Annotated in this window: 17 protein-coding genes; 7 read left to right on the top strand and 10 right to left on the bottom strand. The window is 60.9% G+C overall.

Translation table 11 applies throughout. The annotated features are described in order from the left end of the window. Nucleotides 1-24: 24 nt before the first annotated feature. Nucleotides 25-3,648 (bottom strand): chromosome segregation protein SMC, encoded by a 3,624-nt coding sequence (gene smc / locus ABIB48_RS12995; protein ID WP_354213243.1) that lies wholly within the window; start codon nt 3,646-3,648, stop codon nt 25-27. Nucleotides 3,649-3,900: 252 nt separating this feature from the next. Here smc and ABIB48_RS13000 point away from each other — a divergent pair, with 252 nt between their 5' ends. The 4 genes from ABIB48_RS13000 to ABIB48_RS13015 all read left to right on the top strand — a co-directional run bounded on the left by ABIB48_RS13000 (nt 3,901) and on the right by ABIB48_RS13015 (nt 13,592). Further along, nucleotides 3,901-4,926: a 3-oxoacyl-ACP synthase III gene (locus tag ABIB48_RS13000; RefSeq protein ID WP_110107327.1), complete on the top strand. Its 1,026-nt coding sequence runs from the start codon at nt 3,901-3,903 to the stop codon at nt 4,924-4,926. Further along, nucleotides 4,920-7,601, top strand: coding sequence for an alpha/beta fold hydrolase (locus tag ABIB48_RS13005; RefSeq protein ID WP_354213244.1), 2,682 nt, complete (start codon nt 4,920-4,922; stop codon nt 7,599-7,601). The genes ABIB48_RS13000 and ABIB48_RS13005 overlap by 7 nt, the downstream gene beginning before the upstream one ends. Beyond that, nucleotides 7,598-8,626, top strand: coding sequence for an NAD-dependent epimerase/dehydratase family protein (locus ABIB48_RS13010; protein WP_354213246.1), 1,029 nt, complete (start codon nt 7,598-7,600; stop codon nt 8,624-8,626). The genes ABIB48_RS13005 and ABIB48_RS13010 overlap by 4 nt, the downstream gene beginning before the upstream one ends. Before the next feature lie 214 nt (nt 8,627-8,840). Further along, nucleotides 8,841-13,592 carry a DUF4082 domain-containing protein gene (locus tag ABIB48_RS13015; RefSeq protein ID WP_315913212.1) on the top strand — a complete coding sequence of 1,584 codons (4,752 nt, stop codon included), beginning with the start codon at nt 8,841-8,843 and terminating at the stop codon, nt 13,590-13,592. A gap of 16 nt (nt 13,593-13,608) precedes the next feature. On the opposite strand, the gene ABIB48_RS13020 is transcribed toward ABIB48_RS13015, so the two are convergent. From ABIB48_RS13020 to ABIB48_RS13055, 8 genes are all read right to left on the bottom strand, one after another. Further along, on the bottom strand, nt 13,609-14,622 hold the full coding sequence (locus tag ABIB48_RS13020) for a TolB-like translocation protein (protein ID WP_110107326.1): 1,014 nt from the start codon (nt 14,620-14,622) through the stop codon (nt 13,609-13,611). Continuing rightward, on the bottom strand, nt 14,619-15,923 hold the full coding sequence (locus ABIB48_RS13025) for an MFS transporter (protein WP_110107325.1): 1,305 nt from the start codon (nt 15,921-15,923) through the stop codon (nt 14,619-14,621). The genes ABIB48_RS13020 and ABIB48_RS13025 overlap by 4 nt, the downstream gene beginning before the upstream one ends. Nucleotides 15,924-15,934: 11 nt before the next feature. Beyond that, nucleotides 15,935-16,663, bottom strand: a complete 729-nt coding sequence (locus ABIB48_RS13030) for a hypothetical protein (RefSeq protein WP_315913211.1) — start codon at nt 16,661-16,663, stop codon at nt 15,935-15,937. 353 nt (nt 16,664-17,016) lie between these two features. Then, nucleotides 17,017-19,650 carry an NPCBM/NEW2 domain-containing protein gene (locus tag ABIB48_RS13035; RefSeq protein WP_354213249.1) on the bottom strand — a complete coding sequence of 878 codons (2,634 nt, stop codon included), beginning with the start codon at nt 19,648-19,650 and terminating at the stop codon, nt 17,017-17,019. A gap of 164 nt (nt 19,651-19,814) precedes the next feature. Beyond that, the gene (gene mutM, locus ABIB48_RS13040) at nt 19,815-20,762 is read right to left on the bottom strand and encodes a bifunctional DNA-formamidopyrimidine glycosylase/DNA-(apurinic or apyrimidinic site) lyase (protein ID WP_354213250.1); all 948 of its coding nucleotides are present in this window, start codon (nt 20,760-20,762) and stop codon (nt 19,815-19,817) included. Next, the gene (gene rnc / locus ABIB48_RS13045; RefSeq protein WP_315913207.1) at nt 20,762-21,547 is read right to left on the bottom strand and encodes a ribonuclease III; all 786 of its coding nucleotides are present in this window, start codon (nt 21,545-21,547) and stop codon (nt 20,762-20,764) included. The genes mutM and rnc overlap by 1 nt, the downstream gene beginning before the upstream one ends. A gap of 54 nt (nt 21,548-21,601) precedes the next feature. Then, nucleotides 21,602-21,805 (bottom strand): 50S ribosomal protein L32, encoded by a 204-nt coding sequence (rpmF, locus tag ABIB48_RS13050; protein ID WP_315913206.1) that lies wholly within the window; start codon nt 21,803-21,805, stop codon nt 21,602-21,604. A gap of 58 nt (nt 21,806-21,863) precedes the next feature. After that, complete coding sequence (locus ABIB48_RS13055; RefSeq protein ID WP_373366694.1) at nt 21,864-22,316, bottom strand: YceD family protein; 453 nt, start codon at nt 22,314-22,316, stop codon at nt 21,864-21,866. A 416-nt stretch (nt 22,317-22,732) separates the two neighbouring features. Between ABIB48_RS13055 and ABIB48_RS13060 the strand changes: the two genes are divergently transcribed. Continuing rightward, nucleotides 22,733-23,830, top strand: a complete 1,098-nt coding sequence (locus ABIB48_RS13060; protein ID WP_315913205.1) for an immunity protein CdiI family protein — start codon at nt 22,733-22,735, stop codon at nt 23,828-23,830. Nucleotides 23,831-23,884: 54 nt separating this feature from the next. Here the strand turns inward: ABIB48_RS13060 and coaD are convergent, their stop codons facing one another. Further along, nucleotides 23,885-24,400, bottom strand: a complete 516-nt coding sequence (gene coaD / locus ABIB48_RS13065) for a pantetheine-phosphate adenylyltransferase (protein ID WP_315913204.1) — start codon at nt 24,398-24,400, stop codon at nt 23,885-23,887. 204 nt (nt 24,401-24,604) lie between these two features. On the opposite strand from coaD, the gene ABIB48_RS13070 reads away from it, so the two are divergent. Both ABIB48_RS13070 and ABIB48_RS13075 read left to right on the top strand, forming a co-directional pair. Further along, on the top strand, nt 24,605-25,801 hold the full coding sequence (locus ABIB48_RS13070; protein WP_354213254.1) for an aminotransferase class I/II-fold pyridoxal phosphate-dependent enzyme: 1,197 nt from the start codon (nt 24,605-24,607) through the stop codon (nt 25,799-25,801). Beyond that, entirely contained in the window at nt 25,801-26,574 is a 774-nt protein-coding gene (locus tag ABIB48_RS13075) for a spermidine synthase (protein ID WP_354213255.1), read from the top strand. The genes ABIB48_RS13070 and ABIB48_RS13075 overlap by 1 nt, the downstream gene beginning before the upstream one ends. The last annotated feature ends 20 nt before the right edge of the window (nt 26,575-26,594 follow it).

Here is a 26,594-nt window from a genome sequence, read left to right on the forward strand (position 1 = left end):
GCAGCGGCACCGAGCGCGCGGGGTTTATGCTCCAGCAGCCCGGTCCATACGTTGGCTGATGACGGTGGAGACGCCATCGCCTTGCATGGACACCCCATAGAGTGCGTCAGCAATATCCATGGTGCGTTTTTGGTGCGTAATGATGATCAGCTGGCTGGATTCACGCAGTTCCTCAAGAATGCTGATGAGCCGTCCCAGATTGGTGTCATCGAGCGCCGCCTCGACCTCGTCCATGACATAAAAAGGTGATGGCCGGGCCTTGAAGATGGCCACCAGGAGCGCCACGGCCGTCAGCGAGCGCTCGCCACCTGAGAGGAGGGAGAGGCGCTTGATCTTCTTGCCTGCGGGCCGCGCCTCAATCTCAATCCCTGTGGTCAGCATTTCCGTGGGATCAGTCAGCACCAGGCGGCCCTCGCCGCCGGGGAAGAGCCGGGCAAAGACGCGCTCAAATTGGATAGCCGTGTCCGCGTAGGCGGCCGTGAAGACCTCTTCAACGCGGGCGTCCACTTCCTTGATGATGTCCATGAGGTCCCGGCGGCTGGCCTTCAGGTCTTCTAGCTGGGCGGACAGGAATTGGTGGCGTTCCTCCAACGCCGCAAATTCCTCCAGGGCGAGCGGGTTGACCTTGCCCAGGGCTGACAGATCCCGTTCGGCCCGTTTGAGCCGCTTTTCCTGCTCGTCGCGCACAAACGGGGTTCCTTCACGGACTTGGTTGCCGTCCTCATCCACGGCCATGCGCAGTGCCGCCCATTTGTCCGTAACCTCACCGGGGCCCAGCGGAACCAGCGTGTGGGGGCCATATTCCGCAAGGAGGTGGTCCACGCTGAGCCCAAGTTCCTCAATGGATTTGTTTTCCAGCGTTTCAATTCGCAGCTTCTGGGCGGCACGTGCCAGCTCGTCCTTATGCACAGAATCGGTCAGCCGCGCCAGCTCCTTCTGAGCCTCCACCGTGGCACTGCGAACGCTCATCAATTCCACGTCACGGCCCGCCCGCTGCTCCTCGGCCTCATCGCGGACCTGTTCGGCCAAGGCGATGGACTCTTCCACCAGCACCAGAACTTGGTGGCTTGCCAGCGCCACGGCGGAGGCCTTCTTCGCTTGGAACAGCCGACGCCGGGCCCGCTGCGCCGCCTGCTCCCGAGCTGCCCGCTCCGTGGCGGCCGCCCGTTCCAGCGCCGCCGCCCGGTTGCGCGTAGCCGTGAGGGCATCTTCGGTGCTGCGCAGCGAGAGCCTGGTTTCCAGCTCCACCGCGCGGGCAGCCGTGGCTGCCGCAGCCAGGGAATCGCGCTCATCCATGGACGGTTCAAGGCCGGCCGGGGCCTGTTGCGCTGTGGCCAGCCGTGCCGCTATCTCCGTCAGTGCGTGTTGTTCGCGTTCAAGGTTGGCGGTTGCCCCGTGGACGGCCTGGACGTGACGTTCAGACTCTCCTGCAGCCGAACGCAACGTGGCCCCCAGCAGGCCCAGACGTTCAGCCACGGCTGCCAGCCGCGCGTCGGACTCGTTGAGTGCGGCCAGGGCGGTTTCCGCAGTTTGAGCCAGGGCGGCCCTGCGCCCCTGCAAGCCTGCGAGCGCAAAACGGGACTGCTCGCCGCGGGCCGTTGCCTGCGCCAGTGCACTTTCAGTCTCATCCACCGCTGCCTGCAATTCCAGCAGCGACGGGGCCACGGCTGAGCCGCCCTGAATCCACCACTGGGTGAACACGTCACCGTCAGCCGTGACTGCCGTCAGCGCAGTATCCCGGGCCAAAACTTCCTGGGCTGCAGCCGCATCGGGGACCAGCACAACCCCTGCCAACAAGGCGTCGAGAGTTTGTGCCAGCTCCGCGGGGCCATCAGCCTGTGCACGTCCCAGCAGCGCGCCGGGAATGGCAGCCGCGGCAGCAGCTGCCACTTGTTGCAATCGGACCAGCTCCGCCGGCTGCTCATCAGGGCTGGCTGACCCGGCGAGCACCAGGGTGACCCGGCCACCCTCGTGCGTTTTAACAAGCTCCAGCGCAGACAGTGCCGCGGAAAGTCCCGTGACCGCAACCCCTTCGGAGGCTGCATTCAAGGCCGCAGAGATGGCGCTTTCATGGCTGGGTACCACCCGGATGAGCGCAGCCATGGCGGCCATGACACCGTCCGGGCGGGCTTCGAGTAGTTGGGCACTGGCATCCTTGCGCAGCAGCCCCACGGCAAGCGCATCGCGGCGGGCGGTCAGGGACTCGCGGGCCCGCTCGGCAGCCAGCTGCTCCCGGGTGAGCGCCTCAAGCGCCGTGTCCATTTCCTCAAGGGCTGCGGCTGCGTCCTCGTAATCGGCATCGAGGCGTTCCTCCCCCTCTTCTACTCCGGCTACCTGGGATTCGAGGGCGGCAAACTCCGCCGCCGCCTGGGTGTGCCGTTCGGCGCCGGCAGCCTTGCTGTGGTGCAGCCGGCCAATCTCGGCTTCAGCCGATTCGACCCGTGAGCGGGCGGAGGCAACCTGACCGGCTAACCGGGCCAAGCCTTCGCGGCGGTCGGCGGTGGCACGGAGTTGATCCCGCACTCGCTGCTCTTCGCCCCGCACGGCAGCCTCGGCATCTTCCTTGATTTCCATGGCTGTCTCTAACCCGTAGCGGCGCTCCTCCAAGGCAAGATCCAGCTCAGCTTCCTCTTCACGCAACCGTGCTGCTTGTTCAGTCAAGCGGTCCGGGTCGCGGCTGGGGTCCGGCGCCGTCTCCGTGGCTCCAAGATGACGCCGGCGTTCTGCGGCGAGCATTCCCAGCGCCTTGAGCTGGTCGCGGGAGGAACATAACTGGTACCAGTTATCCCGTGCCGCGTTCAGGACGGGTGTGGCGGCTGCGGCTTCCTGTTCCAGTGCCGCCTGCTTCTCCCGGGCTGCTTGTAGTTCCCGCTCCACCTGTTCGCGGCGGTTCTTGAGGGATAGTTCTGCTGCTTCATCGCGTGCCACGGTTTGTGTCAGGCTCACAAGATCATCAGCCAGCAGGCGAGCTTTGGCGTCCCTGACATCAAATTGCACGGTTTGTGCACGCCTGGCCACAGCCGCCTGTTTGCCCAAAGGTGTCAGCTGGCGGCGGATCTCCCCCGTCAGATCATTGAGCCTGGCCAGGTTGGCGCCCATGGCATCAAGCTTGCGGAGAGTTTTTTCTTTGCGGCGGCGGTGTTTGAGGATTCCGGCGGCTTCTTCAACGAAGCCGCGGCGATCCTCAGCGGTGGCGTGCAGCACCCTATCCAGCTGGCCTTGACCCACAATGACATGCATTTCACGGCCCAGCCCCGAATCGGAGAGGAGCTCTTGGATGTCCAGAAGGCGGCAGGAGGTCCCGTTGATGGCGTATTCGGAGCCGCCTGCACGGAACAGGGTGCGTGAGATGGTGACTTCGGCATAGTCGATCGGCAGGGCGCCGTCGCTGTTGTCAATGGTGAGTGAGACCTGGGCGCGGCCCAAAGGCGGACGTCCGGAAGTACCGGCAAAAATAACGTCTTCCATTTTTCCACCGCGCAGCGTCTTGGCACCCTGCTCCCCCATGACCCAGGCAAGAGCATCAACCACATTGGATTTCCCCGAACCATTGGGGCCCACAACAGCTGTCACACCGGGTTCAAAGTCGAAAGTGGTGGCCGACGCGAAGGACTTGAATCCGCGCACGGAAAGACTTTTTAGATGCAAACTGTTTTCTTCTCCTGCGCCGGGTGTGTTTCTCACAGGCCAATCTACCGTGAATTTCCCCATCCCACCCGGGCGCCTAGATCCGTGTATACGTTGTGGCGTATGTGCGTGAACACCCCTCAAGGTGCATAGTTAAGGGTGGGTCTTGATATGTATGGGTGCCGTCCTCAGGCGTTCTAGCACATATCAAGGCAAAGTCACTGGTTTTCCCGGTGACGTTGAACACTTGATACCTAAGAAAAAGGCTGGAACTTGATCGGCAACGCTACGTTTCGTCACCACAACACCGCCTTGCTCGCTGTTTCCAGCATTGAGGCTCCGATTGTTGTCAAATCCAGTGACTTCGACGCCCGTCTAGCCCCGAGCCTGAAACGTCTGCGCCTCTCCAAACGACTCTTGGAGCGTGTGGCCGGTGTGGAGGAACGCCGCTGGTGGGCCCCGGGCACAGACTTTGACGACGCCGCCATTGAGGCTGGTGCCAAGGCGCTGGCCGAGGCCGGGATTGAACCGGGCCAGGTGGGCCTGCTGATCAATACCTCCGTCACTCGACGCAATCTTGAACCCTCCGTTGCCGTGAAGGTGCACAACGGTTTGGGGCTACCCTCCTCGGCCATGAACTTTGACGTGGCCAACGCCTGCCTGGGCTTCGTCAACGGAATGACCTTGGCTGCGAACATGATCGACTCCGGCCAGATCAAGTACGCCTTGGTGGTGGCGGGCGAGGACGCCCAGGCCACGCAGGAAAACACCTTCAACCGTCTGAACGCGGAAACCTCCACCCGTGAGGACTATCTCAAAGAATTCGCCACCTTGACGCTGGGTTCCGGCGCGGCCGCTGCCGTTATTGGCCCGGCAGATCTGCATCCCGAAGGTCACCGCATAGTGGGCGGCGTCTCCCGTGCCGGCACGCAGCACCACCAGCTGTGTGTGGGCGGGCCTGACGGCATGTTCACAGACACCAAAGGACTGCTGGACAATGGTCTGGAACTGGTCACTGATGCCTGGCATGAGGCCCACACCGACGGCTGGGACTGGCGCTCCATGGACCGCTACGTCACCCACCAGGTCTCCAACTCTTACACCAACGCCATCATCAAGGCCGTGAATCTGGTCAAGGGGCGGGTGCCCATCACATTCCCCAAATGGGGCAATGTGGGCCCAGCCTCGCTGCCCATGACCTTGGCGCAGGAATCCCAGAGCCTGAACCGTGGCGATCGGGTCCTGTGCATGGGTGTGGGCTCAGGCTTGAACACCGCCATGATGGAAATTGCGTGGTAGCAGTGACTTCCGAGCACACGGCCGTGTCCCAACCATGGCCCGGCGTCTCTCCAGCGTGGCAGCAGGTACTCACGGTCCCGTCCACGTCCGCCGTTGATCCTGTAGGCACCAGCAGGCAATGGCACTACCTGGACAATGAGTCCGACGTGCTGGCCACCGGCAAGGCCCCTCGAGGCACCCTGCTGTGCGTGCACGGCAATCCCACGTGGTCTTATCTGTGGCGCACCCTCCTGGCCGGGGCTACCTCCCCCGAAACTCTTGCCGCTGGCGGCCCGTGGCGCGTCATCGCCGTAGACCAGCTGGATATGGGATTCTCCGAGCGCACGGGCACCTTCCGCCGCCTCGAGGACCGCATCAACGACCTCTCTGACTTCACCGCCGCACTGAGCCTTACCGGGCCTGTGGTGAGTGTGGGACACGACTGGGGCGGCATCATTTCCCTGGGCTGGGCCACCCGGCACAAGGACCAGCTGGCCGCCGTGGTACTGACCAACACGGCCGTGCACCCGGCAGGTTTCACCCTTCCGCCAGCTCTAAAACTTGCCCTACACCCCGCCGTCCACCAATGGGGCACCAGCACCACTTCGGCCTTTTTGCGTGTCACGCACGGACTCGCTGCGCCCACCCTGAGCGCGGAGGTCCGCGCAGCATTCATGGCCCCATACCGCTCCGTGGCCCGGCGTACCGGGGTAGGTAATTTTGTGGCCGATATTCCGGCAACGCCAGAGCACCCGTCCTGGGCTGCACTGGATGCTGTGTCCTCTGATATCCGTTCCCTAGGCGTGCCTGCCCTGATGATGTGGGGCCCCAAGGACCCGGTCTTCTCAGATCGATACCTGCGAGATCTGATCACGCGCCTGCCCCACGCCGATGTGCACCGTTTTGAAGGTGCTAGCCACCTGGTCCAGGAAGATCGTGACATAGCGGCACCAACATTCACCTGGCTGGCGCAGCGTTTCCCGACATCTGATCAAGCCGCATCCCTTGAGCAAGCCCCCACCCAGGACAGCACGAACACGCAGTATGTCCCTATGCTGGCCGAGCTCGATGCCCGCACTGCCGATACCAGCACCGCGGTGGTGGATATGTTGGCCGACGGCGGAACACGTTCGCTGAGCTGGGCGCAGCTCTCCTGCGATGTGGACGATCTCGCGGCAGGACTGCGTGAACTCGGTGTCAAGGCCGGAGACAGGGTCAGTTTGCTGGTGCCGCCGGGCATCAATCTAACTACCTTGATCTACGCCTGCCTGCGTCTGGGCGCCGTCATTGTGGTGGCCGACGCGGGGCTGGGCACCAAGGGGCTCAGCCGCGCCATCAAGGGAGCCGGGCCTGACTTCCTGATTGGGATTGAACGTGCTTTGGCTGGTGCCCGTCTGTACAACTGGCCCGGCATTAGGATTGCCGCGGAAGATTTCCCACCTGCCACAGCAACAGCCAAGAAAGCCCTCTTTAAGGTTGCCGGCACGGTTCCGCAGTTACTGGCCAATGGTCGCGTGACCCGGTTGGCCGGGTATGCGAGCACCTTTAGCACCCCCGCACCGGATGCCGATGCAGCAGTGCTGTTCACCTCCGGTTCCACCGGACCGGCCAAGGGTGTTTTGTACACACACCGCCGGCTGGCCGCCATGCGCGACACCCTTAAAGCCACCTACCGGCTTGAAGCGGGCACGTCACTGGTAGCCGGTTTTGCACCCTTTGCCCTTCTTGGCCCGGCCTTGGGCGCCACCACTGTCACTCCCGACATGGATGTCACCGCCCCGCGCACCTTGACCGCCAAGGCCTTGGCCGAAGCTGCCGCTGCCATTGATGCAACAGTGGTGTTCGCCTCCCCCGCCGCGCTTGTGAACGTGGTGGCCACCGCTGCGGAACTCACGCCTGCCCTGCGGAAGGTGCTGGCCGGCGTCGAACTTCTCCTCTCGGCAGGTGCACCCCTGGGTCAACGGCTACTCACCCAGGTGCAGGAGCTGACCACCAATGCGGCTCTGCACACTCCCTACGGTATGACGGAAGCGCTGCCTGTCACCGATATTGACTTACCGGGCATTCTTGCGGCCGGGGCAGGCAATGGTGTGTGTGTTGGAACCCCTGTCAGCGGCGCCGCCATTGCCATAGCGCCCGTGCTGGCGCAAGGGCTTGACCTTTCGCCCACCACCGCCGCCGAAGTCACCGGGGAGATTCTGGTGCGTGCTCCGCACGTCAAGGAACGCTATGACCGCCTGTGGATCACGCAAACTCACAGCACCTCCATTCCTGGCTGGCACCGCACAGGCGATGTTGGGCATCTGGATGCGCAGGGCCGGCTGTGGGTTGAGGGCCGGATGGAGCACATTCTCACAACCCCCACCGGCGTCAAAACACCTGTGGCGTGCGAGCAGGCGGTGGAACAAGTGCCCGGAGTTGCCCGTGCTGCCGTTGTTGGCGTTGGACCCATGGGGACTCAGGCTGCCGTGGCGATCGTAGAAACTGCTCCCGCCATCAAGCGTCCAGGGTTGGCAGCTGCCCCGCTCGCGGCGGCAGTGCGTGCTGCGGCGTTGTCCGTGGGACTTCCGTTGGCTGCCGTGATCACCATTGACGCCATGCCCACAGATGTGCGGCACAACTCCAAGATCGACAGGGCGAAGCTCTCACGCTGGGCCGCACGGTTGCTGGCAGGGCAAAAAGCCGGCCAGCCGTGATCGGTGATGCTGCCCCGGCGCACAATGTGGGGAGTTCTCCACAGCGCAAGGTGCTCGTCACAGGCACCAGTGGAATGCTGGGGCGGGCTGTGGCCCAACTCCTGCATGAGCGTGGATACCTTGTCCGAAGCTTGCAACGCCGGGCCGTCCAAGCCCCGTGGGAATCGATTCAGGGCTCCATTGCTGACCCCGATGTTGCGGCACGCGCCGTAGCGGGGATGGACGCCGTAGTACATTTGGCGGCCAAGGTCTCCTTTACCGGAGAGTGGAATGAGTTTCTCGCCACCAACATTGTTGGCACACGCCAGCTGCTGAGAGCAGCACAGCATGAGGGTGTGCGGGATTTTGTGTTTGTCTCCTCCCCCTCAGTGGCACACTCTGGCAGTTCCATTGTGGGCGCCACCGCGGGGGCAGCTAACCCGGCTTTGGCCCGCGGTCACTACGCCCGGTCCAAAGCTGCGGCTGAGGAAATTGCCCTGGCGCAGAACTCCCCGGCATTTCGGGTCACGGCCATCCGTCCCCACGTTGTCTGGGGTCCAGGTGACACTCAGCTGGTGGAACGCGTGGTGGAACGTGCGCGGACAGGCCGCTTGCCGCTCTTGGACGGCGGGCGCGCACTCATCGACACCACCTATGTGGACAACGCCGCCGAGGCCATAGTGCGCGGACTTGAACGGATGGATCAGGCTCACGGTCAGGCTCTGGTGGTCACCAATGGCGAACCCCGCCCTGTAGGTGAACTCATTGCCGGGATCTGTGCGGCTGCCGGCGTGCCCGCTCCTGGCTATTCCATACCTGGCTGGTTAGCCCGCGGCGCAGGCTCGGTCATTGAAAAGGCCTGGACTGTTGCAGGGGCGCGTGGATGGGTGCACGACGAACCGCCCATGACCCGCTTCCTGGCCGAACAACTCTCCACAGCCCACTGGTTTGATCAACGGAACACGCAGGCCGTGCTGGACTGGACTCCGGCGGTGTCCTTAGACGAGGGACTGAGCCGATTGGCAGAGCACTACCGAGCTCTGTAATGATGCGGACTCTGTAATAATGACGCATATTTTTCGCTAACAACTACTTGCTTTTGCGTCCACACCACTTGTTTGTGGCCTTATCTCTTGATTAGCCCAACGTGTGCACCCTATCGTCACAGGTGAAAGAGGTTTTCGCCATCACTTCGGTGGCGGGACTTTATTTCATGCCTGCCTGTGTGGCGGGCATGCCGCTGGAGATAGGTGTCCGAACTTGAAACTACGTGCAGTCACCGGTCTTAGACACCGCCACGTACTGGCAATAATTGCTGCCACGGCTCTAGCGTTCAGCGGTTTGGTGAGCGGTGTTGTGGCTGCTGCATCAGCTGCCGAGTCCTGCGGGCCCGGCAGCAACCTGATCTCCTGTGAAAACTCCAAACCAGGCACAGATCCGCAAGTTTGGGACATTAACGGGGCGGGCGATGACTCCATTCAGGGATTCTCCACTGACATCAGCGTCAATGTTGGTTCCAGCATTGGGTTCAAAATCAAAACTGATGCCAAGGCCTACTCCATCGACATCTTCCGCACGGGATTCTACGGCGGGCTCGGTGCCCGAAAGATTGACTCGATCATCCCCTCTGCTCCGCTTCCGCAGATTCAGCCACAGTGCCTCAGCGATGTCAGCACCCAGCTTTATGACTGTGGCACGTGGGGCTTGTCCGCAACCTGGAACGTCCCCAGCACGGCAGTCTCCGGTGTCTATGTGGCCCTGCTGACCCGCAAGGATGATGGCGGCAGGAGTCACATAGTTTTTGTGGTGCGCAATGATGCCAGCCATGCCGACGTTGTTTTCCAGACCTCAGACCCCACCTGGCAGGCCTACAACACCTACGGAGGCGCGGATTTTTACCAAGGTGCTGACATAGGGCGGGCCTTCAAAATCAGCTACAACCGTCCTGTGGTGACACGAGGTGACGTTGACGGACGTGACTTCTACTTCGCCAGCGAATATGCCATGGTGCGTTACTTAGAACAAAACGGCTATGACGTTGCCTACCAATCCGGTGTGGACACTGACAGGTACGGCTCGCTCCTGAGCAACCACAAGGTGTTCTTATCGGTAGGCCATGACGAATACTGGTCAGGTGCCCAGCGCAGCAACATTGAGGCAGCCGCCAACGCTGGTCTCAACCTCCAATTCCTCTCCGGCAATGATGACTACTGGCGCACGCGCTACGAGCCGTCCACCACGGACAACAGCAACTACCGCACTATCACTTCCTATAAGGAGACCTGGTCCAACAGCAAAATAGATCCGAGCAATCAGTGGACGGGAACGTGGCGTGACCCCCGCTTTGCCTCACCCGCCAATGGCGGCGGCATCCCAGAAAATGCGCTCAGCGGCACCATCTACATGTCCAACTACACTGACCTTCCGGTCACTGTCTCCGCAGCGGAAGGCAAGACCCGCTTGTGGCGCAACACCTCATTGACCCAACTGGCCCCCGGAACCCAGGCCGCCTTGGCTCCCCACACCGTAGGTTATGAATCCAATGAGGACATTGATAATGGTTTCCGGCCCCAAGGATTGATCCGCCTGTCCACCACTGTGGGGCCAACACCCCAATACCTCATGGACTACGGCAATCTGGTGCAGCCCGGAACCACCACACACAACATCACCTTGTACAAGAACTCTGCTGGGGCATTGATCTTCTCCGCGGGGTCCGTTCAGTGGTCGTGGGGTTTGGATGCAACGCACGACGGCGACGGGGCACCTGCCGATGTCCGGATGCGTCAGGCACAACTAAACTTATTGGCCGATATGGGGGCGCAACCGGCAACCAGAGACCCCGCCTTGAACGCCGCCAGCAAGAGCACCGATACAACACCGGCCGTAGCCGTGATCACTTCTCCAACTAACGGGACCGCCATCGCCAACGGTGCCAAGGTCACCGTCACCGGAACCGCCAGTGACACCGGCGGGGTGGTGGCCGGCGTCGAACTTTCAAGCGACGGCGGAATCAGCTGGCATCCGGCAACGGGGACCACCAACTGGAGCTACAGCTACATCCAACACGGAGTGGGCACAGTGGCACTGATGGCACGGGCCATCGATGACAGCGCCAACTATCCAGGCACACCCACCCAGATAAACCTCCAGGTGGGCGGTCCTTATAGCGCTCTGGGCCAAACGGTTCCCGCCACAGTGGACTCCGGGGACAACGGTTCGCTGATGTTGGGGATGCGCGTCACACCCAACCAGAATGGCTTCATTTCCGGGGTGCGCTTTTATAAGAGTGAAGCTAACACGGGAACTCACACCGGCTATCTTTGGAGTAGCTCAGGGGCCCAGTTGGCCACGGCCACCTTCACCGCTGAAAGTGGCAGTGGCTGGCAACGTGCCACCTTCGTATCCCCGGTCCAGGTACTCGCCGGGCAAAGCTACGTTGTCTCCTACCTTGCCCCGAAGGGCCGCTACTCCTACCAGAGCGGTTTCTGGGACTACAGAGGCACCACGGCAGCCCCGCTCAGTATTGCAGGTGGCTTCGGCTCACCGGCTGCGGGGGTGTACAACACCTCCGGAGAGTTCCCCACCGACAGCTACGAAGGCAGCAACTACTTTGTGGACGCCGTCTTTGAAAGCACCGACAACTCTCCTTTGTCAGCCACCGCACAGCAACCCGCCAATGGCGCATCCAGCGTGCCCGTCACCACGGCGGTCAGTGCTGTACTGTCCAAGGATGTCAATGCAGCGTCCGTCAACATCTCGCTGAAAACCTCGGCCGGTGCCAGCGTTACTGGAACTACGGGCTACAACCCGGCAACGCGCATTGCGTTGTTCACACCGGCCACGGCACTGGCACAAAACGCCAGCTACACAGCCACCATCTCAGCCAGCAGCAATGGCATGCCCGTGTCAGTGGGAAAGACATGGCAGTTCAAAACGGTGCTCCCGGATGCTACGGCTGGCAACTGCCCCTGCAGCATGTATCAAGACAGCAGCACACCCGCCGTGCTCGCCATCGCCGATGGTGTTCCCTTGGCGCTGGGTGTGAAGTTCAGCCCCACAGCCAAGGGAACCATCGATGGGATTAAGTTCTACAAGGGCCCAGGTAACACCGGCACGCACACCGGCACCTTATACGGCAGCAACGGCGCCGTGTTGGCCACCGTCACGTTTACTGCCGAAAGCACTACCGGCTGGCAGAGCGCCACCTTTGCCTCTCCCGTTCCGGTCACGGCCGGAACTGAATATATTGCCGCCTATACGAACCCTGAAGGCACGTACTCTGCAACTCCGGGAGCCTACGCCGATGACTCTAATAGTGGCCCTCTCCATGTCCCCTCCGGGCAGGGGCGGTTCTCCTACACCTCTGATTTCCCCACCAACAGCTCCTCTAGCAGCTACCTTGTCGATGTGGTGTTCAACCCTGTATTTACGCCACTGAGCGCCGGAAACCAGCAGCCCATTGCGGGTGCGGGAAGCGTGCCTGTTGATACAACACTCAGCACGGTGCTTTCAAAAGCTGTCACTGCGAATACCGTTGCCATCGCGCTCAAAACTGCCGCGGGGGTGAGCGTTGCAGGGACAACCAGCTACGACCCCGGATCCCGCCGGGCCACCTTCACGCCGTCGGCCGCGCTGTCCAATGCCACAAGCTACACAGCAACGCTCAGCGCCACGGCTACCACGGGTGAGAATGTTGCGGAGGGTGCCTCGTGGACCATCACCACGGCCAATGCTGACACCGCAGTAGGCGCGTGCCCGTGCAGCCTGTATCAGGACAGTGCCACACCCGCCGTGCTCTCCATTGCCGATGGAACTCCCCTGTCATTGGGCGTAAGGTTCAGCCCCGCCACCAATGGCAAAATCACCGCCATCAAGTTTTACAAAGGACCGGGCAACAGCGGAACTCATCAGGGCACGCTGTACTCGCTCGCTGGTGCAGTTCTTGGCAGCGGCACCTTTTCTGGAGAAAACTCTGCCGGGTGGCAGACCCTGACCTTGGCCAGCCCCGTGCCTGTCTCGGCCGGGGCAGAGTACATTGCCGCCTACACGAACCCGGTAGGCACTTATTCCGCCAGTCCAGGCGGCTACGGCAACGATGTCTCTGTGGGCCCGCTCCACGTCTCTGCTGGTCAGGGGCGGTACTCCTATACCTCCGATTTCCCGGGTAAGACTTCCTCCAGTAGTTACTTGGTTGATGTGAGCTTCGAACCAGTAGCCACAATTTTGCCGCTGCAGCTACTATCGACAGTGCCTGTTTCTGGGGCGCTGGATCAGCCTGTCACCTCGGCCCTCTCCGCCACGTTCTCCAGCCCCCCAGCAGCCGGCTACTCCGTGACTGTACTGGCCGGGACAAGTCCCGTAGCGGGCACTGTGACGGCCAGTAATTCCGGTAAGACTCTCAACTTCACCCCTGCTGCCGCTTTGCCTCCGGACTCCGCCATCACGGTTTCCTTGGATAACCTTGTTTCGGCTCAGGGCGCTGCGCTAGCCGCAACGAGCTGGACGTTTAGGACAGTGGCCGCGAACAGCACCAGCAGCAGCCTTTTTGGATCCTTGACGCCGGATGTTTTGTCCAATACTGATGACAGCTCGGCCATTGAACTGGGCGTTAGCTTTACGCCCGCAACGGCAGGTTCCGTTACTGCCATCCGCTTCTTCAAGGGAATTGGCAATAATGGGGCCCACACGGGGTCCCTGTGGGATTCGGCTGGAAACCGGCTGGCCACGGCTAACTTCACCAATGAAACAACTTCGGGATGGCAAACGGCTGTTCTTGCTACCCCGGTGTCCCTGACGGCAGGAGGCAGCTACACGGTTTCCTACTACGCCCCCAACGGCGCCTATTCCTCAACTGGCGCATTCTTCGCCACTGCTTTTACGCAGGGCCCGTTGAGCGTGAGCGCTGGCAGTAACGGCCTGTACATGTACGGCTCCGGAGGCGCGATGCCCGTGAATTCCTGGAACGCTACAAACTACTTCGTTGACGTGGTGTTCAGCGTCCCGCACTGATTAGCTCCCGCACCGATTATCGAAGTACCGACGGCGACCAGGCATGCTCAATCAAAAGTTCCGGCACTGCACCTGATTCGATCCCCACCGACCAAACATCTTCATCCCCTACGGCTCCTTCACGAGGCAGCCCGTACAGGAGTGTTGAATCATTGAGCCATTCCGCTTGGTCATCTATGCTGCGCGGCTGCGCCAGAAGGGTTTCCGTATTGCTGTCCAACTCCAGCACCGCCAGGTTCCAAAAAGGTGTGGGCCCAGGCTTGAGGTTCTTTTTGAACGCGATCTTTGTCCCATCGGGGGAAAGTGAGGGGCACTCAGCATTTTCTCGCAATGACGTCAGGGTCCGTTGTGCAAGATCGCCCCGTACCAGCCATGTCTTCTGGCCCGAGGCGGCAGTGGCATAAAAGGTGTTCTGGTCCTGAGTAAAGGTGACACCCCACACATTTCTGTCTACGGGGGCTATGGGCGCCCCATCAACCAGCAAGGTGAAGTCCTCCAGGTTGCCATGATCTCCCCCAGCCGTTTTGGTAATGACTGTGGCAGTGGAAAAACTTGCCGGCGCATAGGCATGGCCCGTGACAAAAACAGTTGTAGCGAAAAGTTGCCCATCAGATGAGACCCGCACCCGGCTGGGATTTCCCGGCAACGGATAGTCCTGTTGTTCGCGCCACTGCGAGTCGTACCGCACCGCCTGGAAGGTTGTCACAATACCGGCGTTGGTCCGCAGGCACATTTGGGTTCCTGCGGCCGCATATACCCTGTCACAGACCGCCTCGGTGACGGTCCGGGGCCCCGCAGGCTCTTCCAGTGGGACCATGGCTACGTGCCCATATCCGCTACCCGGCGCGGTGTTTCTAAAAATGATGCGCGGGCCGGTGTGCCAGGTCTCATCCGTTGAAAGCGCCACTCCTGAGGCACTCTGCGCACGCAGCTGATACTGGTTGTAGGACCACAAGGCGTAGATGACAGCAGCCCCCAGCACCACTATGGTGATGGCAGCCAGCCATGCCATACGGGTCCGCGCACTCATACGGCATCCAAGGCGGAGTCTCCGCTTTTAGCCCCAGGTAAAAGTCTGCGGACAAGGATCACGGCCGCAACCAATGCGGCTGCCAGCGCCACGGCGGCAACCACCATGGCATGTTCACGACCAAGCATGAACCACAAGGTGCCGAATCCAACGGAGGCGAAGAAGCGTGAGGCCGCAACCACCGTCTGCGCAGCCGCAATGCCGCTGGCTTTGCTGGCTTCCGGCGAGAATTGACCGGCCAAAGCTGCCAGAACACCATCAGTGGCAGCGTAGAAGACGCCAAGTAGCAGAAGGGCGCCAATAGTGAATGCTGCTCCTGTGGCGGGCAGTACCGCACACAGATAGGCTGCGAGCAGGGCTCCGTGTCCTGCGATAAAAACCCTCAAGCGCCCCCACCGATCCGCCAATCTGCCCAGCGGCACTGCGAGCACCAAATAAGCGAGGTTGGTCCCAACATAGAGCAAGGGAAACCATGTTGCTGCAAACGAGGCCTTGCTTTGCAAGACCAAGTAGATGAAGCCATCACCTATAGTGACCAGCCCCAATATCCCTGCCAGCAGGAGTAGCCGGCGCATCTGGGGATTGTTCAGTTCACGCCATGCGAAGGGCGCGCGAGAAACAGCCTGCGAAGCAGTGTCCGCTATAGCTGCTTGCTTCTCCAGCACCCTTTGCCGCCGGCCTGGAACAAGGAGTCCCAGCACTGCTAGACCAAGAACACCACAGGCCAAGGACACGACAAAGACGGTGTGGTAGCCGTTGGGGATCAGTAGCAGCACTATAAACGCCAGCAGGGGGCCAATAGTGGCACCTACCGTGTCCAGCATTCGGTGCACACCAAAGCTCCGGGCCAGGTGTTCAGGCTGGGCCGCTTCGGTGATCATGGCGTCCCGGGGTGCCGTGCGAATACCTTTGCCAATTCGGTCCAGGCCAATGACTGCTGTAATGGCACCAAAACCTGTTGCAAAGAGCAGCCACACCCGGGCGAAAGTTGATAGGCCGTAGCCGAGAACGGCGATCGCCTTGTGCCGGTCGCCGCGGTCTGCCGTCCATCCGGCACCAATGCGGACAATGGCTGAGATACCTTGGTGGATGCCGTCCAGGAAGCCATAAGCCACCATGGACAGCCCCAGAACACCAGTGATGTACAGCGGGAGCACAGCTGCTACAGATTCCGAGGAAATATCGGTAAACATGCTCACGATCCCCAGCGAAATGATCACTGGGGAAATCTTGAAGGGCGTACTGGAAGGCCACGCTTGTGCGGCTTTGCCGCCTTTACGGTCAGAAAAGGACAGATACATGTGTAGTGATCCTATTTTCCGGCGTGCAGCACGCCGTAGACAATATAGGAAGCTCCACCTTTGATGGGTGTGACTGTTACGGTGACTTTGTCAGTTCCACGGGTAAACCACGTTGCCGTTGAACCGGCCGAGGCCGGTGCGTCTGTACTACCAAAACCCAGCGGCGCAAAGTGAGCCTGATAGAAAGCCTTCACTGCCAGCGGCTCGCGGGCGGTGTTTGCAACCAGGCTGGTTTGCAAGATGGCGTTCTGGGGGCTGACAGAGCTGCTAATGATTTTTGATCCCTCAAGTGCCGGGAGTGCCTGCTCTGGATACCCCGGCGCCAATTTCCCTGCCGCATCCGCAGACTGTGGCAACGGTGCCACCACGAGAGGTAGCTGCGGTTTCGAACTGGGAAGAAGTACTTGAGTTGCTGAGGGGGCTGGACTATTGACTTCCAATGGACGGCCCGGATCTGGGCTCAGAGCTGGCCCTCCCCCTTCAACGGGCAGGGTGATCTTGGGTTTGAGGCTGGCAGTTGTGGCTGGCGCAGTACTCTGGGCAGTGGGCGATGCCTTGCTTGACTGATTTGCGGCTGGCGGACTCGCAGGAGACGCACTCTGGGAAACCGGTGGTGCGGCGGCGGATCCGTCTCCCTGAACCCCGGATTGCTTTCCAGGCAGAAGGTTCAAGGTAATAGCTCCAGCAAAGATGATTACTGCTAGTCCCAGCCCAAGAAAGAGCAGTTTTCGTGCTTTCATGGTCTCACCAAGCCTTTCGGGCCACCCCGAGGGAGAAGTCCCCGCCACAAACAAATCGTCCGCCTCATAGACGGACGTCATCCTCTTTCATTGTCAGCATATAGCGGGGAGCGCCGCTGTCCCAGTGTCTGTTTGCAACGAAATGGCAACGGCAGCCAGCTCTGCTGTGTCACTGTCCTGCTGCAGGGCTTTGTTGCTGTATTTGGTTCGGCTCACACCGTTCGGGTCATGGGAACTATCTTGCTGACAACAACGGCGGGGCCCGGCGAATGCTTCACCGGGCCCCACCTTTGTCTATCAATTGCTGGCTGGCTCAGGAATCCCCTGACACGGTAGAGCCGGCCTAGGTGTTGCTAGCTGTGCAGTCCTGCGCGTCGACGGTTGCCAATCACAATACCGGCACCCAGGAGCGCCATGAGGCTGGCCGCAGCCCACAAAGCGTTGGTGTTGGCGCCAGTGCTGGCCAAGTCTCCGTCAGCGGACTGGCCCGGGCTCAGCACGTTGAAGAAGCCCACCAGCGTCTGTCCCGAGTCCGCGCCTGTCAGCACAATCTTGTGCTCACCCGTTGCAAAATTGACCGGAACAATCCATCCAATGGACACGGTGCCTTGCGCGTCGGCCTGTACTGATCCGAGGCTTATGGGCTGGCTGAAGACTGTGCCCTGGACCATTTCGCCCGGGCGGAATCCCGCGCCCTTGAACGTGATCGCATTGCCCTGGTAGACGTCCTTAGCAACGAGGGCGCCGGGTGCGGCCGTAGTGGTGCTCCCCGTGCCTGCCTCGGTTGTCGCGGGCACAGTGGTTACCGGAGCAGTCGTAGCCGGAGCCGTGGTTGCAGGAGCGGTCGTCGCAGGAGCAGTCGTCGCAGGAGCAGTCGTCGCCGGAGCAGTCGTCGCAGGAGCAGTCGTCGCAGGAGCAGTCGTCGCCGGATCAGTCGCAGGAGCCGTGGGCTCCACTGGAACCACACCGCAGATTAGCTTGGCATCTGCCCAGTCCGCCCATGCATGCCATGACGCAGTGTTGGCAGTGCCCACAAGAGCGTTTCGCAGCTCAATAATCTGGGCACCGCTGACGTCCACACTGATGGTTGTGGGTGAGTTGGTGTCCATGGCGATGGTTGTGTTGCTGACGAGTTTGCCGTCTGCGTACACCTCGAAGGTGCTGCGCGGAACAACTTTGTCGGTAGCCGCTCGTGCCTTGACGTCATCATCGATGCCAATAACGGCCTGGAATGTGGTGCACTGGGCGCCGACATTGACTTTCACACTGGCCGGGCTGTTGGCGCCCAGTCCCTTGGGATAGGTGATGCCGGCCAGCTTCAGTGCCGGGCCGTCGTTGGCTGCCTTATCGCCTACTGCCTTGTCTCGTTCCAGCGGGCCCCAGCCGTTTGATGAGCTGATCCACGCAAGGTCAGAAACGTAGGCTGTGTCGGGGAGGCGGACTTCAACTCCGAGTTGGAAGGCATAGCTGGACGTGCCTGAGGTCAGTGTCACCGGTACGGCAATGCTGCCGCCGGCGGTCGCTGCGGCCGTGACAGGGACAGATACTTTGGCAGTACTGCCCGGCGCTACTGTAGCTACAGGCACTGCTGCTGTGGGCAATGTCAGACCGCTTGCAGTGCCGAACTGCAGGCTTGCGCCCGTCAGAGGTGCCGTGCCACCGTTGCGGACACTGACCTCGAGGGTGCCAGACTCACCGGCCGCAAGTGAGAGTTGACCCGAAACTGACGGAGTTGTCGGCAGGCCAGGCTTTTCGCCCGGTGTCAGTCGCAGAATTGCTGTGCCGTGGCTGGGCACCGTGGCAGAGAACGAACTGGACGTGTTGGCCACGTCTACCCCGTCCCACAGCGACCGGACACTGTAGGATCCTTGGCCATTTACCTGCGTCACAGTAGAGCCAACGGTGGCCGTTGCGCCAGTGGTGTTGAACAGCGCCACTCCGATGTCACCGCCAGAGAGCGGCTTGGCCCACACCTGCAGACCGTTTGCGTTACTCACACGCACAGCCTGTTTGCCCAAGGGGTCCTGATTTACGCCAATAACCTCCCGGTTGGTGATGGTTTTTACAGTCTCTGCCGGCAGCTTTGTCAGATCGGTGCCTGCAAAGAGCGGTGCAGCCAACATGGCCCACATGCCGAAGTGGCTGCGGTTCTCATCTGCGGTCAGGCTTCCGTTGCCCACCTGCAGCATGTCAGGATCATTCCATGCGCCGGGGCGCGCATAGGGCGAAAGCTCGGCCTGTGAGTTGATGATGCCCGTGATGGATCCCCAGTTGGGTGCTATGTCATGGGTGGTGCGCCAAAGATTGGCCACATCAGCACCCCAAGTCCAGGGTTCGGTGACACCGTATTCGGAGATTCCATACGCTATGTTCCGCCCGGTTGCTTTCAGAGCATCACGCATCTTGCCAAAGGCGGCGGGGCGTTTGAGCTGGTCTGTTTCGTCAGCCCTGCACCAGTCGTACTTGAGGTAGTCAACACCCCAGGTTGCAAAGGTATCGGCATCCTGTTGTTCATGGTTCAAGCTGCCCAGCCCATAGATGGGATAGCTATCCCAGAAATTCGCGCAGGTCTCTGTTCCCGGAACACCGTAGATTCCAAACTTCAAGCCTTTTGAATGAATGTAGTCTCCCAGTGCCTTCATGCCGCTGGGGAAACGGTCTGGATGGCTGAACAAAACACCGTCAGTCCCCCGGCCGCCTTGCCAGCAGTCATCAACCACTACGTACTCGTAGCCTGCCGCAGCCATGCCATTTGCCGCCATGGCATCTGCGGTGGCCTTGACCATGGTCTCGTTCAAACCGTAGCAACGGACTTGGTTCCAGCTATTCCACCCCATGGGCGGTGTCAGAGCAAGGCCGTTGTCCAATGCTTGGGCCGGCTGCACTCCACCCGCGGCAAGGCCGCCCACCAGGGCTAACCCCATCAGCGCGGCCGTGGCGGACTTCCAGCCAAACGGCGCCTTGGGTTTGAACTTTGATTTACGCACGTTGCAGAACTCGCAATCTCTTCAGGCAAAGTAGATATCTGGGATAAGAATCAACCACATGTTATCGATAACGTGATGTGGCGCACAAGGGCTCTTGTTATTGTGCTGGATTATTAACCCAACTACTTACTTGGGGCGGCTACAAAACGTGCCAATCAATGCCCTCAGAGACGGGCGTTGCGCGGCTTCGGCTGGCAGAAGGGGCATCTGTAGGAAGAGCGGTTCATGAAGGTTTCACGCCCAATGATGCTGGTTAGGCCAAGTTCCTCGCAGCGGTAGCAGGATTTGCCTTCCCGGCCGTAGGCATTCAAGGACCGCGCAAAGTAGCCGGAAGCGCCATTGACGTTGACGTAGAGGGAATCGAAGCTGGTCCCGCCGGCATCCAAAGCTCTGGTCATGACCTCGCGGGCGGCATGAATGATTCTCTCCGTATCGGGACGGCGCATGGTCTCGGTGGGGCGGGCGTAGTGCATCTTGGCCGCCCAGAGCGCCTCGTCGGCGTAAATATTGCCAATCCCGGACACCAATGATTGGTCCAGCAGGGCACGTTTCAGCCCGGTCTTCCGTGCGCGGAACTTCTGATGCAGCGCCTCCAGATCGAAGTCCGGATCCAACGGGTCCCTGCCAATGTGAGCGGCCTCAGCCGGGATTAAGGCCAAACCCGATTCTCCGCTACCTCCGGGGAGTCCATCGGAGGTTGGAATGAGAGAGGTGACAAAGAGTCCGCCGAAGATTCGTTGATCAACAAACCGCAGTTCCTCGGGCGCATCGGGCCGCAAAGAGAAGGAAAGCCGGACCTTGAGGTGTTTTTCGTGCGGCTGCTCCCGTGATTCCACCAATAGTTGTCCGCTCATGCCCAGATGCGCCACCAGGGCAGTGTGTGGCACGGCAGTAGAGGAGGGATCGTCACTGAGAGGAAACCACAGGAATTTGCCTCGCCGGACAACGTCCAACACCGTGGTACCGAGCAGGTTGCCGCGGAAGTCCTCAACACCCAATGCGTGACGGCGGATGGAGCGCGGGTCCGGCACAGCAACGGAGGTGATGGTGCGCCCGGCAATCCAGCGTTCTAGACCCCGGCGGACTACCTCAACCTCGGGCAACTCAGGCATTACTGCCCGGAGGGCGACGCGGTGGGTGAGCCGGCTTCGGAGGAGGGGTCGGCGTCGTACTTGGCAGTGGGGGAAAACTTCTCTCCCAACACTATCCAACCGGCAGCTGCGGCGGCGCGCTCGGCTTCTTTCTTGGACGGACCAACGCCGGAACCGTAGTGCTGGCCGCCGATGACCAGCTCCGCGGAGAAGCTGCGGTCATGGTCTGGGCCGGTGCCGGTGATCTCGTAAACAACGCTGCCGAGGTGGCGGGCGGCGGAAATTTCTTGAATGTTGGTTTTCCAGTCGGTCCCGGCGCCCAGGACAGCAGAGTCGGCCAGCAGCGGGCCAACTAAGCGCATGACCAGCTGGCGGGCAATTTCAATGCCGTGCGTGAGGTAGGTGGCGCCGATGAGCGCTTCCATGGTGTCAGCCAGGATGGAAGATTTATTCCGGCCCTTGGTGAGGCGTTCGCCCTGGCCCAAATAGATGAATTCACCCACACCGAGCTCGCGGGCAATAGAGGCCAGGGCGCGGGTGGAGACCACGGAGGAACGGCGCTTGGCCAGGTCCCCCTCGGGAAGTGTGGGGTTATCGCGGTAGAGCGCGTCCGTGACGGAGAAACCCAGGATGGAATCTCCCAGGAACTCAAGGCGCTCGTTGGTGGGGATGCCACCGTTTTCATAAGCGTAGGAACGGTGCGTCAGGGCAAGACGAAGCGTCCCGGCATCAATACTGACACCGAGACGCTTCAACAGCAGCTTGTGTCCGTCCGTGAGTTCCGGTGATGGAAGTTCTGCGGACATGACACTCCTGCTAAATATTAACCAATCGAACGGGCGAATGCCCGCACGGACGTTTTAGACGTCAGCAACCTTACGGCCCTTGTATTCCAAGAACAGTGCGGTACCAGCTGAGTCGGTGACGACCTTGGCCTGGTGCGGCAGGCTGTAAACAACCTCGCCGTTTTCAACGGTCTTGACCAGAGCAGGCGCGGTGGCCTTCCACTGGGAACGGCGTGCGCGCGTATTGGCACGGGACATCTTCCGCTTGGGAACAGCCACGGCAAACTCTTTTCTCTCGATAACTCACAGGCATCTGCCCATGAGTAAAACTTATTTGCTAGTTTTCTTCGCCGGTTAAGCCCTGTAGGGCAGCCCACCGAGAATCTAGGATCTCGTGATGGTGCCCCGGCTCATCCGCAAGGTGTATTCCGCATTCGGAACACAGACCCTCGCAGTCTTCCCGGCACACCGGCTGGAACGGCAGGGCGGTTACCACTGCGTCCCGCAACACCGGTTCAAGATCGACAGAATCGTGCTCGACCCAACGTTGCTGATCTTCTTCTTGTTCAAGGAATTCCGCGGACGGCTCCTCGTAGAAGAAAAGTTCTTGCACATCGACTTCGAAGTCATCCTCGAACGTCTCCAAGCAGCGGGAGCACTCACCTGTCACTTCAACAAGTACGTTACCCGAAACAAGAATACCTTCATGAACGGCCTCAAAACGGAGTTCCAGATCCAATTCGGATCGCGGAACCGCGCCAATGAGCGGGGTGCCAAAATCTTCCGGCACAGGTATACGCTCTTCGAACTTCCACATACTGCCTGGGCTGCGCCCAAGCTCCCTTACACTAACGGTGAGGGGCGTGCCATGGCTGGGCTTGGTGCCCAACGTGGTTTCGCTAATGAGAACTCCTGTAAGAACATATGACCGACGCACTATCGTAGCCCGAAAGCTCCCGGGCATCAAAATGAGTGGTACCAGACCAAATTGGCCTTATTCAGTCTACGACAAAAAGGGCCCACTCGGCGAACTGCTCTGCGTGATGTAACTCTCAGCCAGATGGTGGTGCACAAATCCCTGCGCCAGCACCCGTTTTCCCCCAGGGCGGCGACGTTGAGGGGCCTTGGAACGCACGACGCCGGATAGCTGGCTCGGCAGATCGGCCCACCTACCGTTGACAGCGACTTCAAGGCATAGTAATTGCCATGATCATTCCTGTGTACATTCCCGACTGGCAGATTGGCGATGGCGATATTGCCCCTCCTGCCATTGGCCAGTTGCTGGATCATGTGCTGGTGCTGGAAACCCCTGACGTCAATCCTCACGGTTTCTACGGCTGCTTCGGCACGGAGATCACCTTGACCTGCGTTGCGGTACCCCGTCCGGATCATCCCGGCGGGGAGCTGGGCACCTTTCCCACGGAGCTGGAATGTGAAGGATTCTCCGTTTTCTGGGCCGCACCGCGGCGGGTGGCCGGGCACCTGACCGTCACGGGTATCCTCAGCGCCACCGACTACGGCGCCGCCCCGGAGGGTTTCCCCCGGGTTCAGGGAACCATTGTTGCCCTCACCGAGTCCTCACTGATCTATGCCACCGAGAATCCGGAGGGAACATCATGGGTGCCCGCTCCCGGAGAACCCCAGATACTCAGGCCGTTGGGCAGCTACCCGCCGCCTGCCGCACCTGCCAGCTCCGGCCCATCGCCGCACAAGAAGGTGACCGGCTGTGTGGTTGACGTGGACACATCAGTGACTGATGAGCCAGCTGTTGCCGCCCGTGCCCGGTTCGATGGCCTCATCAAGGTGCGCCTGTTCCCCGACTATGCAGGCACCGCCCTATGGCTCCATGACCCTCTGTCGTACCACGATTCGGCGCTCTCCCCGTCACTGGTTGCGGCCTTGCAGGAGTGGGAGGCGAGCTATTACTCGTCCCTGACGGCCGATGATGAGTGGGTGTCCCCTGAGGCGGCTGCCACTTTCACCTTCACTGGAAACTCACTCGCGCAGAAACTGGCCGAGGAGCTCGGTGAGATGTTCTCCGTCGAATTCCACTCCTACGAGCATGGGGCACAGCGGCGGATGTTCACCTCAGGGGTTCCTGCTGCGAATCCAGCCGCCGCCAGCGCCCTCTTGGCCCTCGTTGCGGCCGCCGCGGCGGAAAAGGCCCGGCTGGAGGCCTTCTCAGCACTCCCGGGCACCGGCTGGTTCGCTTATTCGCCGCTGTCGGAAACCACGTTCCCTCCGGGGGTGGATCCCGGCACCGCTGGCGGTCCGGCTGAACCCCCTCGCCCACCCGAACAATAATGCCCTCAACCATCTGCACACGTCCGCCGGTGCAAGCGCAACGGGCACAGGCGGTTACCGCTTGGGCTGGACCACTGCGACAGGGGTGGTGTCTGGCCCCACGTCTCCCTGCAAACGGCGCAACACGGCACGCGGGACAAAGTCCGCCACATCTCCGCCCAGCGTGTGCACTTCTTTAATCAGTGTGGAGGAAAGGTGCAGGTAGCGGCTGTCGCCGGGAAGGAACACTGTCTCCACGCCGGAGAGCTGACGGTTCATGGTGGCCATAGGCAACTCGTAGTCAAAATCCGAGGATGAACGCAGTCCCTTCACAATGGCGGAGACACCACGGGCGTGACAGTAGTCAGAGAGCAGCCCCTCGCCCATGGGCTCCACCACAATTCCGGACAGTGCGGAGAAGGTATTCCGGGCCATCTCCAAACGCTCATTGAGAGTAAACCGGTACTTCTTGGCATAGTTTGTGGACACGGCCACAATGACCTCATCAAACAAGCCGGACGCGCGGGCAATCACCTCAATGTGTCCCTTATGGATAGGGTCAAAGGATCCGGGGCATACGGCGCGTCGCATACCCACGAATCTAGCCGACGCGGCATACCTCTGACCAATGTTTTGTTGTGGGACCGTCATGTTCCAAACAGTACTGACCAGTAATGCTCCGGCAGCAATCCACCAGGGCCGGGCGGCACCGGATAGTTCCCGGCCGCCTACTAGGGCTTAGCGCGCCCGTGCCGGTAACGTAGCCACGTAACCCGCACTACTTTAGGAGCACCCATGAGCACGCCCTGGCACCGAACCGCGCAAGGCGCCAACCTGCTGGGCCCTGACGGTTCCCTTGGCGTGACCATCTTCGAGGAAATAACCACCCTCGCCAACCATCACCAAGCCATCAATTTGGGTCAGGGCTTCCCCGATGAGGACGGCCCTGCCGAGTTGAGCAAGCTCGCCCAGGAAGCCATCGCCGCAGGCAATAACCAGTACGCACCGGGCAAGGGCATCCTCGATTTGCGCCGGGCAGTTGCCGAACACCAGGACCGCTTCTACGGCATCTCCCTAGACCCGGAGCACGAGGTCATCATCACCACCGGCGCCACCGAGGCCATCGCCGCCGCAGTTTTGGCGTTGACGGGCCCGGGCGATGAGGTTCTCACTTTTGAGCCCTTCTATGATTCCTACGGCGCCATGATCGGGCTCTCCGGCGCCACCCACACCACCGCGGCGCTGCTGGCACCGGACTTCATGCCGGATTTGGCAACGCTGGAAAATTCTTTCAGCCCTCGTACCAAGTTGGTTATCCTCAACAACCCGCACAACCCCACCGGTGCCATGTTCCCCGTGGAGGTGCTGGCCGAAGTGGTCCGCCTCGCCATCAAGTACGACGCCGTCATCCTCACCGATGAGGTCTACGAGCACCTCACGTTCGGTACCCGTCACATACCCGTGGCCACGCTCCCCGGCGCCGCCGCCCGTACGCTCACCATTTCCTCTGCCGGGAAGACCTTCTCCTTTACAGGCTGGAAGATTGGGTGGCTCTCTGGCCCGGCGGAGCTGGTGGCTGCGGCCCGCACCGTCAAGCAGTTCCTGAGCTATTCCTCCGGTACGCCCTTCCAGGGTGCCATTGCCGCTGGCTTGCGGATGGAGGATACTTTCTTCACGGACGCGGCGGCAACGCTTGCCCGCAAACGTGACATCCTCGCCGAAGGACTCCGTGCAGCGGGCTTAGATGTCTACCTGCCACAGGGCACGTACTTCATCAACGCCGATACTCAAAAGCTGGGCATCACCGACGCCACCGCACTGGCACGCCGGCTTCCGAAGCTCATTGGCGTGGCCGCCATTCCCGTCCCGGTGTTCTGCCACCCCGAGGGCGCCCACCGCACCCGTTCCCTTTTGCGCTTCGCATTCTGCAAGCAGGAGCCTTTGCTGGAGCAGGCTGCCGAACGCCTCGCCACCTTGAAAGACAAGCTCTAATGGCGATACCTAGTCGTTTCCTGCGCACCAGCGGCGTCCATGCCACCATCGAACCCGATCCTTGGCACGATCATGCTTTCGTTCTGAGTATTGATGGCGCGGAGCAGTCGCACGTAAACCTTGTTGCACCGCATGAAGTGTTCTACGAATACCTGCGACGCATTGCCAATGCCATTGATCTGGTCAAACCCGCCGGTGAGCACATCACGGCGCTGCACCTGGGCGCCGGTGCCCTCACGTTGGCACGCTACATCCAAGCCACCCGGCCCGGATCTGTGCAGCACGCCGTTGAACTGGAACGGGGACTGCTGGACTTTGTTATGGAAGCCTTGCCGCTGCCCGCGGGCACTGTCTTAAACACCCACGTAGGTGACGCTCGGGAGGAGATGGCGGCCCTGCCTCTGGAGCTGAGGTTCGATGTCATCATTTTGGACATTTTCAGCGGCCCCGAGGCACCTGCCCACCTCGCCTGCGCAGATTTCTACCGAGAAGCCGCAGCACGTCTGGCACCGGGAGGGGTACTCGCGGTCAATGTGGGTGACGAGCCCGGTTTCACACTGGTCACGAGCCAAACGAAGGCCATGCAGGAAGCCATGAGCAACGTGGCCGCTTATGGTACGAGCATGCTATTTAGCCGCCGCTATCCGGGCAATATCATCTTGCTGGGGCGGAACCAGCCGTGGCCTGACGGCTGGGCTCAGGCACTCGTGGCAGCAGGGCCGCATCCGGCAACGGTTTTGGCTGGAACTGACGTGGACGAGCTGACCACCTAGCTAGATCCCCTGCCAAGCTT

Origin of the sequence: Arthrobacter sp. UYCu511 (assembly GCF_040547105.1) — a bacterium.
Classification (GTDB): Bacteria; Actinomycetota; Actinomycetes; order Actinomycetales; family Micrococcaceae; genus Specibacter; species Specibacter psychrochitiniphilus.